Origin of the sequence: Bacillus sp. RAR_M1_44, from assembly GCF_020165935.1 — a bacterium.
Lineage (GTDB): Bacteria > Bacillota > Bacilli > Bacillales > Bacillaceae > Bacillus > Bacillus altitudinis.
The window spans coordinates 2169354-2183145 of sequence record NZ_JAIUKX010000001.1; the positions used below are offsets into that span (position 1 = coordinate 2169354).

The 13792-nt window shown below is 40.1% G+C and carries 17 protein-coding genes and 2 pseudogenes; 11 read left to right on the forward strand and 8 right to left on the reverse strand.

All coding sequences use genetic code 11. The features are described from left to right. Positions 1-129: 129 nt before the first annotated feature. The 6 genes and pseudogenes from LCD34_RS19575 to fabF all read right to left on the reverse strand — a co-directional run bounded on the left by LCD34_RS19575 (position 130) and on the right by fabF (position 6068). Positions 130-2013: a thioredoxin domain-containing protein gene (locus LCD34_RS19575; RefSeq protein WP_263490706.1), complete on the reverse strand. Its 1884-nt coding sequence runs from the start codon at positions 2011-2013 to the stop codon at positions 130-132. A gap of 9 nt (positions 2014-2022) precedes the next feature. Further along, a pseudogene (locus LCD34_RS19580) lies at positions 2023-2204 on the reverse strand (DUF255 domain-containing protein); the annotation flags it as partial. Positions 2205-2299: 95 nt separating this feature from the next. Beyond that, the gene (locus LCD34_RS11595; protein ID WP_008359346.1) at positions 2300-2992 is read right to left on the reverse strand and encodes a hypothetical protein; all 693 of its coding nucleotides are present in this window, start codon (positions 2990-2992) and stop codon (positions 2300-2302) included. A 12-nt stretch (positions 2993-3004) separates the two neighbouring features. Beyond that, positions 3005-4414 (reverse strand): dGTP triphosphohydrolase, encoded by a 1410-nt coding sequence (gene dgt, locus LCD34_RS11600; RefSeq protein ID WP_224559085.1) that lies wholly within the window; start codon positions 4412-4414, stop codon positions 3005-3007. A 97-nt stretch (positions 4415-4511) separates the two neighbouring features. Continuing rightward, positions 4512-4697: pseudogene (locus LCD34_RS11605) on the reverse strand (DUF255 domain-containing protein); the annotation flags it as partial. Positions 4698-4835: 138 nt separating this feature from the next. Continuing rightward, positions 4836-6068 carry a beta-ketoacyl-ACP synthase II gene (gene fabF / locus LCD34_RS11610; RefSeq protein WP_224559087.1) on the reverse strand — a complete coding sequence of 411 codons (1233 nt, stop codon included), beginning with the start codon at positions 6066-6068 and terminating at the stop codon, positions 4836-4838. A gap of 103 nt (positions 6069-6171) precedes the next feature. On the opposite strand from fabF, the gene LCD34_RS11615 reads away from it, so the two are divergent. Continuing rightward, positions 6172-7008 carry a helix-turn-helix transcriptional regulator gene (locus LCD34_RS11615; RefSeq protein WP_008343891.1) on the forward strand — a complete coding sequence of 279 codons (837 nt, stop codon included), beginning with the start codon at positions 6172-6174 and terminating at the stop codon, positions 7006-7008. Positions 7009-7363: 355 nt separating this feature from the next. Here LCD34_RS11615 and LCD34_RS11620 read toward each other — a convergent pair whose 3' ends face one another. Further along, positions 7364-7870, reverse strand: coding sequence for a hypothetical protein (locus LCD34_RS11620; protein ID WP_017366508.1), 507 nt, complete (start codon positions 7868-7870; stop codon positions 7364-7366). Positions 7871-7988: 118 nt separating this feature from the next. On the opposite strand from LCD34_RS11620, the gene LCD34_RS11625 reads away from it, so the two are divergent. The 10 genes from LCD34_RS11625 to LCD34_RS11670 all read left to right on the forward strand — a co-directional run bounded on the left by LCD34_RS11625 (position 7989) and on the right by LCD34_RS11670 (position 13512). Next, positions 7989-8303, forward strand: a complete 315-nt coding sequence (locus tag LCD34_RS11625; protein WP_008343888.1) for an ArsR/SmtB family transcription factor — start codon at positions 7989-7991, stop codon at positions 8301-8303. An 83-nt stretch (positions 8304-8386) separates the two neighbouring features. Further along, positions 8387-8815 (forward strand): DMT family transporter, encoded by a 429-nt coding sequence (locus tag LCD34_RS11630; RefSeq protein ID WP_224559089.1) that lies wholly within the window; start codon positions 8387-8389, stop codon positions 8813-8815. A 13-nt stretch (positions 8816-8828) separates the two neighbouring features. Further along, entirely contained in the window at positions 8829-9293 is a 465-nt protein-coding gene (locus LCD34_RS11635) for a DMT family transporter (RefSeq protein ID WP_035390624.1), read from the forward strand. 122 nt (positions 9294-9415) lie between these two features. Continuing rightward, complete coding sequence (locus tag LCD34_RS11640) at positions 9416-9676, forward strand: metal-sensitive transcriptional regulator (protein ID WP_003217059.1); 261 nt, start codon at positions 9416-9418, stop codon at positions 9674-9676. 125 nt (positions 9677-9801) lie between these two features. Further along, positions 9802-10284 carry a DsrE/DsrF/DrsH-like family protein gene (locus tag LCD34_RS11645; protein ID WP_148780777.1) on the forward strand — a complete coding sequence of 161 codons (483 nt, stop codon included), beginning with the start codon at positions 9802-9804 and terminating at the stop codon, positions 10282-10284. Between the two features lie 14 nt (positions 10285-10298). Beyond that, complete coding sequence (locus tag LCD34_RS11650; protein WP_191219116.1) at positions 10299-10655, forward strand: rhodanese-like domain-containing protein; 357 nt, start codon at positions 10299-10301, stop codon at positions 10653-10655. 53 nt (positions 10656-10708) lie between these two features. Next, the gene (locus LCD34_RS11655) at positions 10709-11269 is read left to right on the forward strand and encodes a sulfurtransferase TusA family protein (protein WP_060832024.1); all 561 of its coding nucleotides are present in this window, start codon (positions 10709-10711) and stop codon (positions 11267-11269) included. 15 nt (positions 11270-11284) lie between these two features. Continuing rightward, positions 11285-12412: an MBL fold metallo-hydrolase gene (locus tag LCD34_RS11660; RefSeq protein ID WP_212357341.1), complete on the forward strand. Its 1128-nt coding sequence runs from the start codon at positions 11285-11287 to the stop codon at positions 12410-12412. Between the two features lie 34 nt (positions 12413-12446). Beyond that, complete coding sequence (locus tag LCD34_RS11665) at positions 12447-12677, forward strand: sulfurtransferase TusA family protein (RefSeq protein ID WP_008343881.1); 231 nt, start codon at positions 12447-12449, stop codon at positions 12675-12677. Positions 12678-12735: 58 nt separating this feature from the next. Next, positions 12736-13512 (forward strand): sulfite exporter TauE/SafE family protein, encoded by a 777-nt coding sequence (locus LCD34_RS11670; protein WP_058214104.1) that lies wholly within the window; start codon positions 12736-12738, stop codon positions 13510-13512. Positions 13513-13564: 52 nt separating this feature from the next. Here the strand turns inward: LCD34_RS11670 and LCD34_RS11675 are convergent, their stop codons facing one another. Beyond that, positions 13565-13741, reverse strand: coding sequence for a hypothetical protein (locus tag LCD34_RS11675; RefSeq protein WP_017358723.1), 177 nt, complete (start codon positions 13739-13741; stop codon positions 13565-13567). Positions 13742-13792 lie beyond the last annotated feature (51 nt).

Consider the following 13792-nt stretch of genomic DNA (forward strand, 5'->3'; position numbering starts at 1 on the left):
AGAACATCTAGTGCGCATTCTAACCGTTTTAGAGGAAAAATAAAACCGTACAGACGAATTGTTAGCGGATTGACATGTTTTTTATCTGTTTGTCCTCATTTTGTCTTCTCATAGTCATCATATGACAGCTCAAATTTGAAATAATTGTTCCATCGCTTCGTCGAGATTGGTGATCGGCTGGCGGCAACTGTAGTTCTCACAAATATAGACTGTCGTGCTGTCGTTGATCGTTTTGTAATCTTTTGCAAAAGGTGCGAGCCTTGCTAATTCTTGCCCTGTTTCGGCAGTTAAAATGAGATCAAATGGCATGAATCGTTTTTGCAATGCTTGTAGAAGCTGTTCTTTTTGCGGGTCGCCCTTTTTCCCAAGAATAATGATTTCTCGTTTTACGGCATATTGGCTTAATAGTCCTTGTAAAAAGGCGGTATGTCCGCTTGGATAGGAAGAGACATCGACGTAAAAGGCGCTGAACATCTTCTCTAGTGTTTCGATCCAGTCTTGACGTCCGATCATTCTGCTTAGTTTCAGAAGGTGTTGGAGTGCAGTACTGTTACCAGACGGCATGGCCCCGTCGTATACTTCTTTTTCACGAACGATAAGCGCTTCTGCATCTGAGCCTGAGAAGAAAAAGCCCCCGATTTGCTCATCCCAAAACAGTTCAAACATATTTTCAGCAACGGCTCTGGCTTTTGTCAGCCAATCTAGGTCAAAGGTCGCTTTGTATAAAGACATATACGCTGTGAGCATGTGCGCATAATCCTCGATAAAGCCTAGATGCTTTACGTCCCCTTCCCTGTAGCGGACCATGAGCCGTTCCTGCTGGACGAGGTGTGTTTCTAGAAAAGACATTGCCTGTTTTGCTATGCGGATAGCCTCTTTTTCATGAAAGACACTCCCTGCTTTGGCAAGTGCGGAGATCATCAGCGCATTCCACGATGTGAGTACCTTGTCATCGATCAGCGGTGCAGGTCGCTGCTGTCTTACAGTGAGTAAGATGTTTCGAGCGGATTGCAGTTTAGAATAAAGGGTTTGGTCGTCGATTGAATATGCTGCCTTGATGTCATCAAATGAGGTGGAAATGGTATGAGGGATGTTCTGTCCTTCAAAATTTCCTTCCTCTGTGATGTGACAGACCGCACAAAATAAAGTGCCGAGGTCATCGCCTAAATGGGTCATGATCTCCTCTTTTGTCCAAACGTAATATTGCCCTTCTTTTCCTTCTGAATCGGCATCGATTGCTGAATAAAAAGAGCCATCACGATTCATCATGTCTCGTTTGATAAATTGAATGAGGTCTTGGACAAGCTTTTCGTACTCAGGGTGTTGAGTGATTTGATAGGCTTCGGTGTAGGCATCTATTAGCAAGGCGTTATCATACAGCATCTTTTCAAAATGCGGCACAAGCCATTTTTCATCGGTTGAATACCGAGTAAATCCAGAACCAATATGATCATAAATACCGCCGTTTGCCATGCCGTTTAACGTTTTTGTGACAGCATATAACGCATTTTCTTGCCCTGTCCATTCAAAATAACGCATGAGAAACGTGAGCATATGCGGCGCAGGAAATTTAGGCGCAGAACCGAAGCCGCCATACAGCGTATCAAAGCTGCTCATGAGCTGATAATAGGCTTTGTGAATCGACTCCTGAGTGAGCGTATTTTCTGTCTGCCCTGCTGCCTTGATCCGTAAATTATTTGTTGCCTTTTCTGCCAATGATTCAATATGATCACGATCGTTGTGATACGCATCCAGCAATTGCGTCAGTGCTTCAATGAAGCCGGGACGGCCGTAAGCACTTCTTTTTGGAAAGTATGTCCCCGCATAAAAAGGCTTTTGATCAGGCGTGACAAACACGTTGAGCGGCCAGCCTCCTTGTCCCGTCATCATCTGACAAACGGACATATACATCGAGTCAATGTCTGGACGCTCCTCACGATCGACCTTGATTGAAATGAAATGCTCGTTTAGGATGTCAGCGACTTGTTGATCTTCAAAGCTTTCGTGTGCCATGACGTGGCACCAGTGACAAGTTCCTTTGGTTAACCATACCCAATCGATACGAAAACAGGTTTGTTTTCGCGTTTCGCTTTTTTGAATGCTTCGTCTGACCATGTGTACCATTTAACTGGATTGTAGGCGTGTTGAAGTAAGTAGGGAGACTTTTCAGCGATTAATCGGTTGGGTATTTTTTTGTTTGGCATGGGATCACCTACCTTTATTAACTATAGATAATATATTATATACATGTAGAATTAATAATATAAAAGGACGTATCTTTTAATTTAGATACGTCCTTTTATATTTTGCGAAAAAAATCAAAATCAGTTGTCTTTAAAATAGAATTTCCATAGTGCTGTTCTTCCAAATACATAATATAGTCAATTGGGTGGTCTTGTTTATCATACCAGCATTGACAATATTCTTTAGCTGTTGGTGATAATCTTAATGACCATTTTTTCTTTAATCGTAATGCCCGTAATACATTTTTTTCAGGGTTAGGATTAGAATCAATAAAGTCAGTATGCAAATTAATGTCTAGTAGTTTTTTGTTTGCTGCATCAATGAATTTAGTAGCATCTAAAGCACCATCACTTAAGTTTAGTGCAATAGCATCAAAATTAAAGAAGGCGCCTTTAGTAATGTTATTGAATTTAGTTTCATAATAATTATTTTCAAATGCCCAATTATTGTGAACACTCCAAATATCAAATTCAACATCATCAATTAGAACATTAAATCCTCCAAAACGATTCACTCTGTAATAATAGTTATCCAATAAGGTAGCAAGGTGATTTGCAGGGGCATCTATCATTAAATCAATGTCGCGAGGTACTTCATTTAAAGCAAAGTCTCTTAAAGCCCCACCTATCAAAAATACGTCGCCAATATGTTTTAAATGTTTAATAAGGTGATCAATCTTTTGATTTTCTTGAATGAGATTATCAAAGCCTATGCCTGCTTTATTTTTAATTTGGGAGGCATTGAGCATTGCCTTTCCTCCTTAGAGTTTAATTCCTGCTAACCGTCTATAATATTCTAAGGCGTAAGTATCTGTCATGCCACATATAAAGTCAGTAACAAGAAGTAATCTTTCATATGTTGAAGGTTCTGTAGAATGTTTTTTGTGAACTAACTCCATTATATCTCTGTAATTGCTTGATATCAATGAATATAGCTTTCCATCTTCTGTTTTAGCTTCATTACAATTACTGGAAAGCACAGCTGTTACAAATTTTTGAAGAAGACCTTGGATAACTGTTCCACCTGCTAATTCTCTCACTTGAATTTCATTATCCTTGAATATGATTTTAGATAAATCTTTAAAAGCCAGTCGGATATTTGCTGCTTCTGATGCTAATAAAATATCTTCATCGAATTTTCCTTCTAGGATCTTGTCGTGTAGTTGAACGAACTTTTTTGTAACAGATTTAATCATGAAACCTTGAGCCTGAATTCTAAATTTTTGAACTGTATTATCTAGCCTATCTGTTCGAACTTTGTTTTCTTCATATACTGAGTGAAAATAATTACAGAGGATTTTATCTTCGTCTGATCCATTTGATAGATGCTTGTCTAATATTTCTTTAATAGTTGTGTAATCTAAAACCCCTTTTTTGCAGCCGTCTTCAATATCTGCTGCGGAATAAGCAATGTCATCAGAAGCCTCTAATAAGAAGGTAAGAGGGTGTCTGAAATCTCCAATACCTGTAAACTTCTTCACTAAATCAAATCTATCTTTTTCACTTTGTAAATATCCAAATTTCTTAAAGCTAGTACCCATATTTTCATTATTTTTATTACCTTCAGTTGAAGAACGTGGATACTTAATAATTGTAGCTAGGGTTGCAGCTGATAGATTGTAACCATAACTATCATGTTTTAAATTATGAAGTTTAGTGAGTAATCTAAACGTTTGTGCATTTCCTTCAAAATTTTCAAAATCTGCAATCTGTTGAACTGTGAGGTTTTTCTTATGTTTATTATTATCATCATAAAACCATCTTTTAAAAAATGTTTGAATTGCTGATTCACCATAATGTCCATAGGGTGGGTTCCCTAAATCGTGTATTAGACCAGCAGTAGCAAGTAAGGAACTTATTTTGCCGCTATGTTTAACATTTAACTTCTCATCTTTTATTAATACCTTTTCAATACTAGAGCCTAGAGAACGCCCGATTGCAGAAACTTCATGGGAGTGTGTTAACCTTGTACGCACAAAATCACTACTATCAAGAGGGAACACTTGTGCTTTGTCTTGTAATCTTCTAATAGAAGAACTAAAAATTAACCTAGAATAGTCATCATCAAAATCATTTCTGCCGTCATTTATTTCTCTTGCAGATACCATTTTTTGTCTAAGTCTAACGCCAGATAATAATTTATCCCAATTCATTTTGAAGCCTTGTCCCATACTAATTACACCCCTATACCATTTGTATTTTTTGTAATTAAATCTATTTTTATATCGGTTATAAATAAAAATAATTTAATAAATAAGGTATGGTAGGACACCAGTGGCAAGTGGCATAGCCGATGCTGACAAGCACCGGTTTATTTTCACGTTTCGCTTTGTCGAAGGCTTCTTGCCCCCACGGGTACCAGTGAACTGGGTTGTGGGCGTGTTGAAGGAGGTACGGGGATTTTTCATTGATGAGTGGGTTGGGTGTTTGGCATGGGTCACCTGCTCTTTCAATTTTTTAAGTATTTTCTTTTCTCCATTTAATATATCAGATTGCTGAGGCTCGTCATATTTTGTCTGTGAGGTATTCCCATCATGAAAAAAACAAGGGCAATAAACCCTTGTTTTATCATTATTTCACCTTTTCACCACTTCAATCGTAATGTTTTAACAAGATGGCTGAATTATGTCCTCCAAAACCAAAAGAATTGGATAGCCCATATTTCAATGGAAGCTGTCTCGCTTCTAATACAACATCTAAATTGCAATCTGGATCTTGTTTCTCTACATTAATAGTTGGCGGAATCATTCCTCGTCTCAAACTTTCCACTAAAGCAATCGCTTCTACTCCGCCAGCAGCACCAAACATGTGCCCAGTCATTGACTTGTTCGCCGTTGTTGGAATTTCGCCTGAAAGATCACCAAATAATTTCTTAATGGCTAGAACTTCTGAACGATCACCTACTTGTGTACTTGTTGCATGAGCACTAATAACATCGATTTCACTTGTTGATATATCTGCACTTCTCAATGCTTTCTTCATGGCTAAGTAGGCACCCCTACCTTCTGGGTGTGAAGCGACCATATGATGTGCATCTGAACTAGCCCCGTATCCCACTACTTCACATAATATCGGCGCATCTCTAAGAATTGCGTTGTCTAATGATTCTAATACTAATATACCTGCGCCTTCACTCATCACAAAGCCATCTCTATCTGTATCGAATGGGCGGCTGGCTCGACTTGGGTCTTGGTTTCTAGTAGACAGTGCATGTGCGTTTCCAAAGCTAGCCAAAGATATCTGATTGACGGCAGCTTCTGCTCCACCGGCAAATATAATATCTGCTTCATCGTTTCGGATCGCATTGAAAGCTTCACCAATAGAGGTGTTCCCAATAGAGCAAGCTGTGACCGGTGACAATGATGGCCCTTGTGCGCCTAATTTGATGCTGATTTGGGCCGCAGCTGCATTTGAAATCATCATGGGGACAAGGCTAGGGCTTACTCTCGATGGACCTCGTTTATCTAATACATTCACCTGATCAACAAGCGATTGTATGCCCCCGATTCCTGAACCAACATATACGCCTAAACGTTCAAGATCTACTTGATCTAACTGTAATTGTGAATGTTCTAATGCTTGTTCGGCGGCTGCTAAGGCAAACTGACTAAAACGATCTAATCGCTTTGCTTCTTTTCTCCCTAATATTTCATCTGCATCGAAATCACGAACGATTCCAGCTATTTTTGTTTTATAATCAGTCGTATCAAAAGAATCAATGTGAGATATTCCCGATTGTCCTTTAACGAGTTGATTCCAAAAGCTATCTATATCATTTCCTAGCGGGGAAATAACTCCCATTCCAGTAATGACAACTCTTTTCATGATCATTCCCTCCTTGTTTTTATTAACTTTAGCCATTGTGTTATCCTATTACAAGTTGTTGTTTATCCTAGTATAATGAATAATATTTTAAAAGGAGACCTTAATGAAACCTGAAACAAGACTTCAAGCATTATCAGAATTTCTAAAAAACCAACGTTCAAAAATTACGCCTCAAATGGTTGGTTTACCTGTAGGAACCCGCAGAAGAACACCAGGACTCAGAAGAGAAGAAGTGGCTCAACTTGCCGGTGTGAGTCTTACTTGGTATACATGGTTAGAGCAAGGCAGAGATATAAAAGTATCTACTTCGGTATTAGATGCGATTTCTAGTGCATTACAATTAAATAACGATGAAAGGAGATATTTGTACGCTTTAGCGTTAGAGGAAGGTGTGAAACAATCCTATATCATTGAGAATGAGAAGGAAATCAGTCCGGCTTTAGTGAAAATTCTGCAGGAACTTCGTTATTGTCCAACGATTATATCTGATAGAAGAAGTCAGATTGTTGGGTGGAATCAAGCAGCAGCTAATGTATTTTTGGACTTTGAACAAATCATCCCGGCAGAAAGAAATATCATCCGCTTACTATTCGCAAGAAAGGAATTTAAAAGTTTAGCCGTGAATTGGGAGCATTTTGTAAGAGGATATATCGCCATATTTAGAACGTATTATGGTCAGTATGTGGCGGATGAATGGTATGAGCAATTTATAGAGGAAATGGAGCAGGCATATCCTGAGTTTCGTAAAATATGGAATGAAAATGAGATCAGCTATGCACCTGAAGTATTAATTGAATTTCGTCATGCTAAGGTAGGGAAAATGTTGTTTAATCTCACTTCATTACAAGTGTATGGGGATACTGATTTAAGATGCAGCGTCTATACTCCAGTTGAGGATACTGAAACTGAGCTTAAGTTAAAACGTTTGATTGAAGGGTAGCTATTGTTTGGAGAGAAGAGTAGATTTGAGGTATCCTTCCTTATAATTTAGATAAATTAAGTATTTATGGTAGAAATTATTTTGTGCTTTTTAAACTTAATCATGACATTTAGCTTCTTCGGGTATGGCTGATTGAGACATGCCGTCTATTCGCTTATCTAGCTCAAATAATATGAAAAAGTTTATGATGATTTGAAGAGAGGTAATTGAGGGGATTTTGGTTCCTTCAACTACCTCCGTGTTACATTTCTATTCGCTTTTCTATTCATAACTTCAATTGATCTTTGCTTAACCAAGGTTACGCTTCTACAATCTCTAATAACACAGCATTTTGATGTAACTTGTCAATTCTCCTCTACCTCTTCACTAGTACATATTGTAAGTTTTCTAATTCAAACATATCAATCAGTTCATCGATCCCTTTAAAATCGATATGTTTTCCAAACCGTTTTTTGCTTAGGTCAATTTCTACATCCAATTGATCGTCCTTTTCTTTCATTTCGAGTCCATCTAGACAAGAATAGATTTCGATGGTTTCTCCTTTTGACAGTTCTTTTTCAATGAATTTAAAAAGTGCACGAAGAGAATGAATGATACCTAATTCATAAACAAAAGGATGCGTGAATTTGTCTCTTACCTCTTCATAGACGGGATCTAGATAATCAATATGAATGCCTTCGAAATCCTCTTCTGTTTCAAATACTTCTATCAAAAGATCTTCCTTTTGATAGGTTTTGTGCTTTTTTTGTTTTTTATCAAACATGCTGATATTGAGTTCAGAGAATGGTTTATAGGTAGGGTTTTGACCAATGGTACCAAGCGGCAGTTCTTTGTTTGATCCAATATAATGCTGTAAAGTCATGGGTTGCCCTCTTTCCTTGAAATATTCCTTATAGCGTTGATTATTTCCTTTTTACCAATTTAGAGGTGAATATGCAATGGCTTGACATATCGGTATTTCTAGATATACAATGTCTGCCATGGAACCTATTGATGTGTTTAAGGCATTATCGAATGAAACAAGGTTGAATATTTTAAAGTGGCTCAAGGAACCTGAGAAGCATTTTCCTAAGCAAGGCGCTCATTTACCGAAGGAGGTTAGTTATAAGGGGGGCGTTTGTGTTGGGGATATTCAAGAAAAGGCGCAAATTTCTCAATCAACGGTCTCTAGCTACTTACATTTGATGCAAAAGGCTGGTCTGCTTGAATCGGTACGGCATGGACAATGGACATACTATAGACGAAATGAAGAATTTATCCAACAGATCGGACAATATATGAAAACAGAGATCTAAAGGATGTGTGATTTCTGTTTTTTTCTATTCTATATATCTGTTTATCTAGATATATAAATATTTGAATCAAAGGAGATTTGATGATGCGTTTAATTTTTTATGTGCTTGCACTATTAGCCGGTGCGGCACTTAGTTTTGAAGGAGCCATCTATGCGGAGCTTGGGAAGTCAATTGGACAGTTAGAAACGAGTTTTTATAACTTTTTTGTCGGTTCAATTATTATGGGTTTATTGTGGCTCTTTTTTGGCAAAGGTGACCTTTCCTATACGTTGAAGGCACCGAAATGGTCACTGCTTGGCGGAGCGATGGGGGTTGTGTATTTAACGTCTATTGTGGTGAGTGTTCCATTTGTTGGTGTGGGGGTAACGATGGTTGCTGTCATTATTGGTCAGCTGCTGATGAGTATGGTAATTGAGCATTTTGGCTGGCTTGGGAGTCAGAGAACGAGAGTAAACAAAGAGAAGGTATTTGCGGTCATTTCGATGATCATTGCCCTTATTTTTATTCATTAGGAGGAACGTCGATATGGCATTATTGTTAATTCTATTTACTTTCATCGGAGGCATTACGTTAAGTGCGCAATCTTCCATAAACGGTACGTTTAGCAGGAGAGCGGGTACGATTGAAACGACCTTTTTGACCTTTTTAACGGGTACGATGTTTTTGACCATTCTGATTTTATTCTTTGGGAGCGGACATCTGTTGAATCTCTTGCATGCACCAAAGTGGCAGTTGAGTGCGGCTTTTCTTGGAACGGCTTATTTAATCCTGACAGTGGTCGCTGTTCCGAAAATCGGTGTCATTGCTGCGAATATTGCGGGGATTGCTGGGCAGCTTGTCATTGGAATGGTCATCGATCATTTTGGCTGGTTCCATAGCCTAATGATTTCACTTGATCTCAAACGCATATTGGCATTATTTTTTATGCTGATCGCTCTTTATTTTATTTACAAAGGAAATAAGCGCTCTCGAGAGGAAGCGAGTGCTTAAAGAGAACGTGCTGCTGCGACATTTGCTCTCAGCAGCTCTTTTATACTAATTCATCATGTTTGACTAAATACCTATCAGGGTATACTATCTGATCATAAGGAAAAGAGAAAGGAGTGTTAAACGTGGAGTATAATCAGCAGATGAAGAATCGTCTTCGCCGGATTGAAGGGCAGATTAAAGGGGTTCTTGCCATGATGGAGCAGGGAAAGGATTGCCGTGAGGTGGTGACGCAGCTATCTGCATCACGCAATGCCATTGATCGGGCGATGGGTGTGATTGTGAGTACAAACCTTGAACAATGTGTCCGTGAAAGTCTTGAACAAGGCAAGGATACAGAGGGGCTTGTCAAAGAAGCGGTTGAACTCTTGGTGAAAAGCCGGTAAGAAATTCCTCAGCCTTTGAAGGTTGACGAATTTTTTTACTTGTTATAATATACCCTTACCGGTATGTGTATATATTTTTTGTTTTCGATATACCCCCATGGGTAATTCATATAAGGAGGATCATGATGGAGGAACAGAAAAAACGAACAACAATTGTTTTATTTAGTGGAGATTATGATAAAGCGATGGCCGCTTATATTATTGCAAATGGCGCAGCAGCTTATGATCACGAGGTGACTATTTTTCATACTTTTTGGGGGCTGAATGCCTTGCGTAAGGAAGAGATGGTGCCACTGAAGAAGGGATTTTTAGAAAAAATGTTTGGTAAAATGATGCCGCGTGGCGCTGATCGAATGGGGCTGTCAAAGATGAATTTTGCAGGAATGGGACCGAAGATGATTAAGCATGTGATCAACAAACACAATGCCATGACCCTGCCGCAGCTCATTGATATGGCGAAGGAACAAGACATCAACCTCGTGGCATGTACGATGACGATGGATCTTTTAGGGCTACAGGAGAACGAGTTACTAGCAGACATTCAATATGCAGGTGTGGCAGCGTATTTAGCAGAGGCAGAAATCGGGAATGTGAACTTATTTATCTAGGGAGGTGTTCATACATGATTCAAACGCTTTTGCTCATCATTGTGATCGCTTTGCTTGTGAGCCGTTTTCTTCCCGTACGGGGTGTGAAACAAATGGACGCAGCTCATCTGAAATCTAAATTGCATAGTCGGCATCAACAGCTGATAGACGTGCGATCACCTTTAGAGTTTCAAACAAATCATATAAAAGGATTTCAAAATATCCCCTTACCACAGTTAAGGAATCGAGCGCATGAGCTTGAGAAAGAAAAAGAAATTTATGTGATCTGCCAAAGCGGGATGAGAAGTATGCAGGCGGCTAAATTATTAAAAAAACAGGGATTTACCCACATTACGAATATCAAGGGTGGCATGAATGCTTGGCGATTATAGGTATAAATAGGCTTTAAAATATACCCCCACCCCTATAAAAAGGAGGAAAAACAATGCAGCAACCAACAGCAATTCTAGATGCAAAAGGATTGGCATGCCCAATGCCCATTGTCAAAACGAAAAAACAAATGAATGAGCTCTTGCCAGGAGATGTGCTTGAAGTGCAAGCAACCGATAAAGGGTCTACAGCGGATTTAGCAGCTTGGTCAAAAAGCGCCGGTCATGAATTTTTAGGAACGAAAGTAGAAGGACAGGTGCTTCATCATTTGATCCGTAAAGGCGGAACGAAACAGGAGGAGGAGCAGTCAATGATTTCGGAAATGTCGTTGAACATGTTTCAACAGAAGGTAAAAGAAGATCAGTCATTGTTTATTTTAGATGTACGAGAGCCGGATGAATATGAAGCGGGCCATATTCCAGGAGCTGTTCACATCCCTCTTGGCGAGGTGGAACAGCGTGCTGAAGAATTGAACCGAGAGACGCTCATTTACCTCATCTGTCATTCAGGCAGAAGAAGTGAATTAGCCGCACAAAAGTTAAAAGAAAAAGGATTTCATCAATTGATCAATGTAGTGCCAGGCATGAACAGCTGGACAGGAGAGATTGAAAAATAGGAGCTGAATGAACCAATGACTGTAAAAGCAATGACAGCAGAACAGTTAACAAAAAAGATCATCAACAAAGAGCCGATCTTTTTGTTGGATGTACGAAACGAATCAGATGTGCAGGACTGGAAAATTGAAGGGAAAGCCGTTGAATATTTAAATGTGCCTTACTTTGAGCTTCTTGATGGCGTAGAGGATATGGTGGAGAACATACCGGATGACCTAGATGTACTGGTCGTTTGTGCGAAAGAAGGCTCCTCTATTATGGTGGCAGAGATGCTGTCAGAGGCAGGCAGAACGGTCCATTATTTGCAAGGCGGCATGAAGGCATGGAGTGAGCATTTAGAGCCAGTGAAGATCGGTGATTTAACTGGCGGTGGAGAGTTGTACCAATTTGTGCGAATGGGCAAGGGGTGCTTGTCCTATATGATCATGTCGAATGGGGAAGCTGCGATTATTGATGCGGCTAGAATGACGGAGGTCTATACGCAATTTGCTATAAAACATCAAGTCACAGTGACGCATGTGTTTGATACGCACCTTCATGCGGACCATATATCTGGCGGGAAAAAGCTGTCTGAACAGACTGGAGCTATCTATTGGCTACCGCCAAAAGACGCCGAAGAGGTGACATTTGATTACAATCACCTTGAAGAAGGACAGCGTGTGACGATTGGAGCGACGGAGATTGATATTCATGCCCTTTATTCACCGGGCCATACGATTGGTTCGACCTCTTTTATCGTAGACGGCCGTTACCTCCTTTCAGGTGATATTTTGTTCATTGATTCGATCGGAAGACCTGATCTAGCCGGTATGGCGGAGGACTGGGTAGGTGATTTGAGAGAAACCCTTTATACACGATATAAGGCGCTTTCGGCAGAATTGATTGTGCTGCCTGCACATTTTATGATCGTGGATGAGCTTAATGAAGACGGGAGCGTTTGGAAGGAGCTAGGCGCTTTGTTTAAAGAAAATCACGGGCTGAACATTGAAGATGAAGACGTATTTAGACAAATGGTCACGCAGGATCTCCCTGCACAGCCAAACGCTTATCAAGACATTCGGTCTACGAATATGGGGAAGCTGCATCCAGACGAGGAAGCGCAGCGAGACATGGAAATTGGTCCAAACCGTTGTGCGATTCGATAATGTTCAATAAAATAAAGAAGCGAGGGATGATCAGATGACATCAGATCACATTTTAGACGTAACCGGGCTTGCATGCCCGATGCCAATTATTCGGACGAAGAAAAAAATGAATGACTTGGCTGAAGGCCAAGTATTAGAAATACATGCAACAGATAAAGGAGCCAAAGCTGATTTGGCCGCATGGGCTAAGTCAAGCGGACATGAATTGATCACACAGACAGATGAAGGGCATGTGCTGAAGTTCTGGGTGAGAAAAGGGTCCTAAAGGGGAGAGGGGTATCTATGAGGGAGCCCCTTTTCCTTTTGCAAAGGAGGAGACCAGCGTGGATTTTGCGTTTTTCATTACTTTATTTATCATCGGATTTATTGGTTCCTTCTTATCAGGAATGGTCGGAATAGGAGGATCAGTGATCAACTATCCCATGCTGCTTTATATCCCGCCTCTTGTCGGAGTGATGGCATTATCGGCACACGAGGTTTCAGGGATTGGTGCCATTCAAGTACTATTTTCGACACTCGGCGGTGTGCTAGCGTATCGGAAAAGCGGATTTTTACATCGACCATTAATTTTATATATGGGGAGCAGTATATTGGCAGGGAGTTTATTAGGCAGCTATTTATCACATTTCCTTCCAGAGAAAGGCATCAATGTAGTCTATGGCCTGCTTGCCATTGTCGCTGTCATTTTAATGCTTGTTCCGAAAAAAGGTCAGCAGGCAGAAGCGGATGGAGAGGTGACCTTTCATAAAGGATTGGCGGCTGGTATTGCCTTTGTGATCGGAAGTGTATCCGGTGTATTAGGTGCAGGCGGTGCCTTTATTTTAGTGCCGGTGATGCTATCGATTCTCAAAATCCCTGTGCGGATGACGATTGCCTCGTCTCTGGCGATTACGTTTCTCTCTGCGATCGGCGCATCGGCTGGGAAAGTGCTGACTGGTCAAGTCATGTTCATGCCTGCTCTTGTCTTAATGGCGGCCAGTCTGATTGCTGCGCCGATTGGGGCGAAAATTGGTCAGAAAATCAATGCCGTTTATTTGCAATGGGCGCTTGCCGTGATGATTACAGCCACAGCAATCAAAATCTGGGTGGATTTATTATAAGAAAAAGACCAACAACTGAGAGCAAGGGCTCTTTTCCATGTGTTGGTCTTTTTTATTTCATATCATCGTGCTCGATATACGTTTCAAGTGCAGGGTGGTACTCTTTTTGATAATGAAGATTGGGGCATGTTTTCACGACTTTGCCTTGCAAGGCATTGGACTTCGAGACATCTAATGCTGTTTTACATTTTGGACAGCGTTCGTTAAATATTGAGAGCCAGCGCTTCATAGATCACCACTCCAGTTAAAGTCTTAAAAACCGATTATATTAATATGAATT

Excerpts from the sequence above, each read along its gene's own strand:
- LCD34_RS19575 (WP_263490706.1), bottom strand. The coding sequence starts at position 2,013 with ATGGCACACGAAAGCTTTGAAGATCAACAAGTCGCTGACATCCTAAAC.
- LCD34_RS11595 (WP_008359346.1), bottom strand. The coding sequence starts at position 2,992 with ATGCTCAATGCCTCCCAAATTAAAAATAAAGCAGGCATAGGCTTTGAT.
- dgt (WP_224559085.1), bottom strand. The coding sequence starts at position 4,414 with ATGGGACAAGGCTTCAAAATGAATTGGGATAAATTATTATCTGGCGTT.
- fabF (WP_224559087.1), bottom strand. The coding sequence starts at position 6,068 with ATGAAAAGAGTTGTCATTACTGGAATGGGAGTTATTTCCCCGCTAGGA.
- LCD34_RS11615 (WP_008343891.1), top strand. The coding sequence starts at position 6,172 with ATGAAACCTGAAACAAGACTTCAAGCATTATCAGAATTTCTAAAAAAC.
- LCD34_RS11620 (WP_017366508.1), bottom strand. The coding sequence starts at position 7,870 with ATGACTTTACAGCATTATATTGGATCAAACAAAGAACTGCCGCTTGGT.
- LCD34_RS11625 (WP_008343888.1), top strand. The coding sequence starts at position 7,989 with ATGGAACCTATTGATGTGTTTAAGGCATTATCGAATGAAACAAGGTTG.
- LCD34_RS11630 (WP_224559089.1), top strand. The coding sequence starts at position 8,387 with ATGCGTTTAATTTTTTATGTGCTTGCACTATTAGCCGGTGCGGCACTT.
- LCD34_RS11635 (WP_035390624.1), top strand. The coding sequence starts at position 8,829 with ATGGCATTATTGTTAATTCTATTTACTTTCATCGGAGGCATTACGTTA.
- LCD34_RS11645 (WP_148780777.1), top strand. The coding sequence starts at position 9,802 with ATGGAGGAACAGAAAAAACGAACAACAATTGTTTTATTTAGTGGAGAT.
- LCD34_RS11650 (WP_191219116.1), top strand. The coding sequence starts at position 10,299 with ATGATTCAAACGCTTTTGCTCATCATTGTGATCGCTTTGCTTGTGAGC.
- LCD34_RS11655 (WP_060832024.1), top strand. The coding sequence starts at position 10,709 with ATGCAGCAACCAACAGCAATTCTAGATGCAAAAGGATTGGCATGCCCA.
- LCD34_RS11660 (WP_212357341.1), top strand. The coding sequence starts at position 11,285 with ATGACTGTAAAAGCAATGACAGCAGAACAGTTAACAAAAAAGATCATC.
- LCD34_RS11665 (WP_008343881.1), top strand. The coding sequence starts at position 12,447 with ATGACATCAGATCACATTTTAGACGTAACCGGGCTTGCATGCCCGATG.
- LCD34_RS11675 (WP_017358723.1), bottom strand. The coding sequence starts at position 13,741 with ATGAAGCGCTGGCTCTCAATATTTAACGAACGCTGTCCAAAATGTAAA.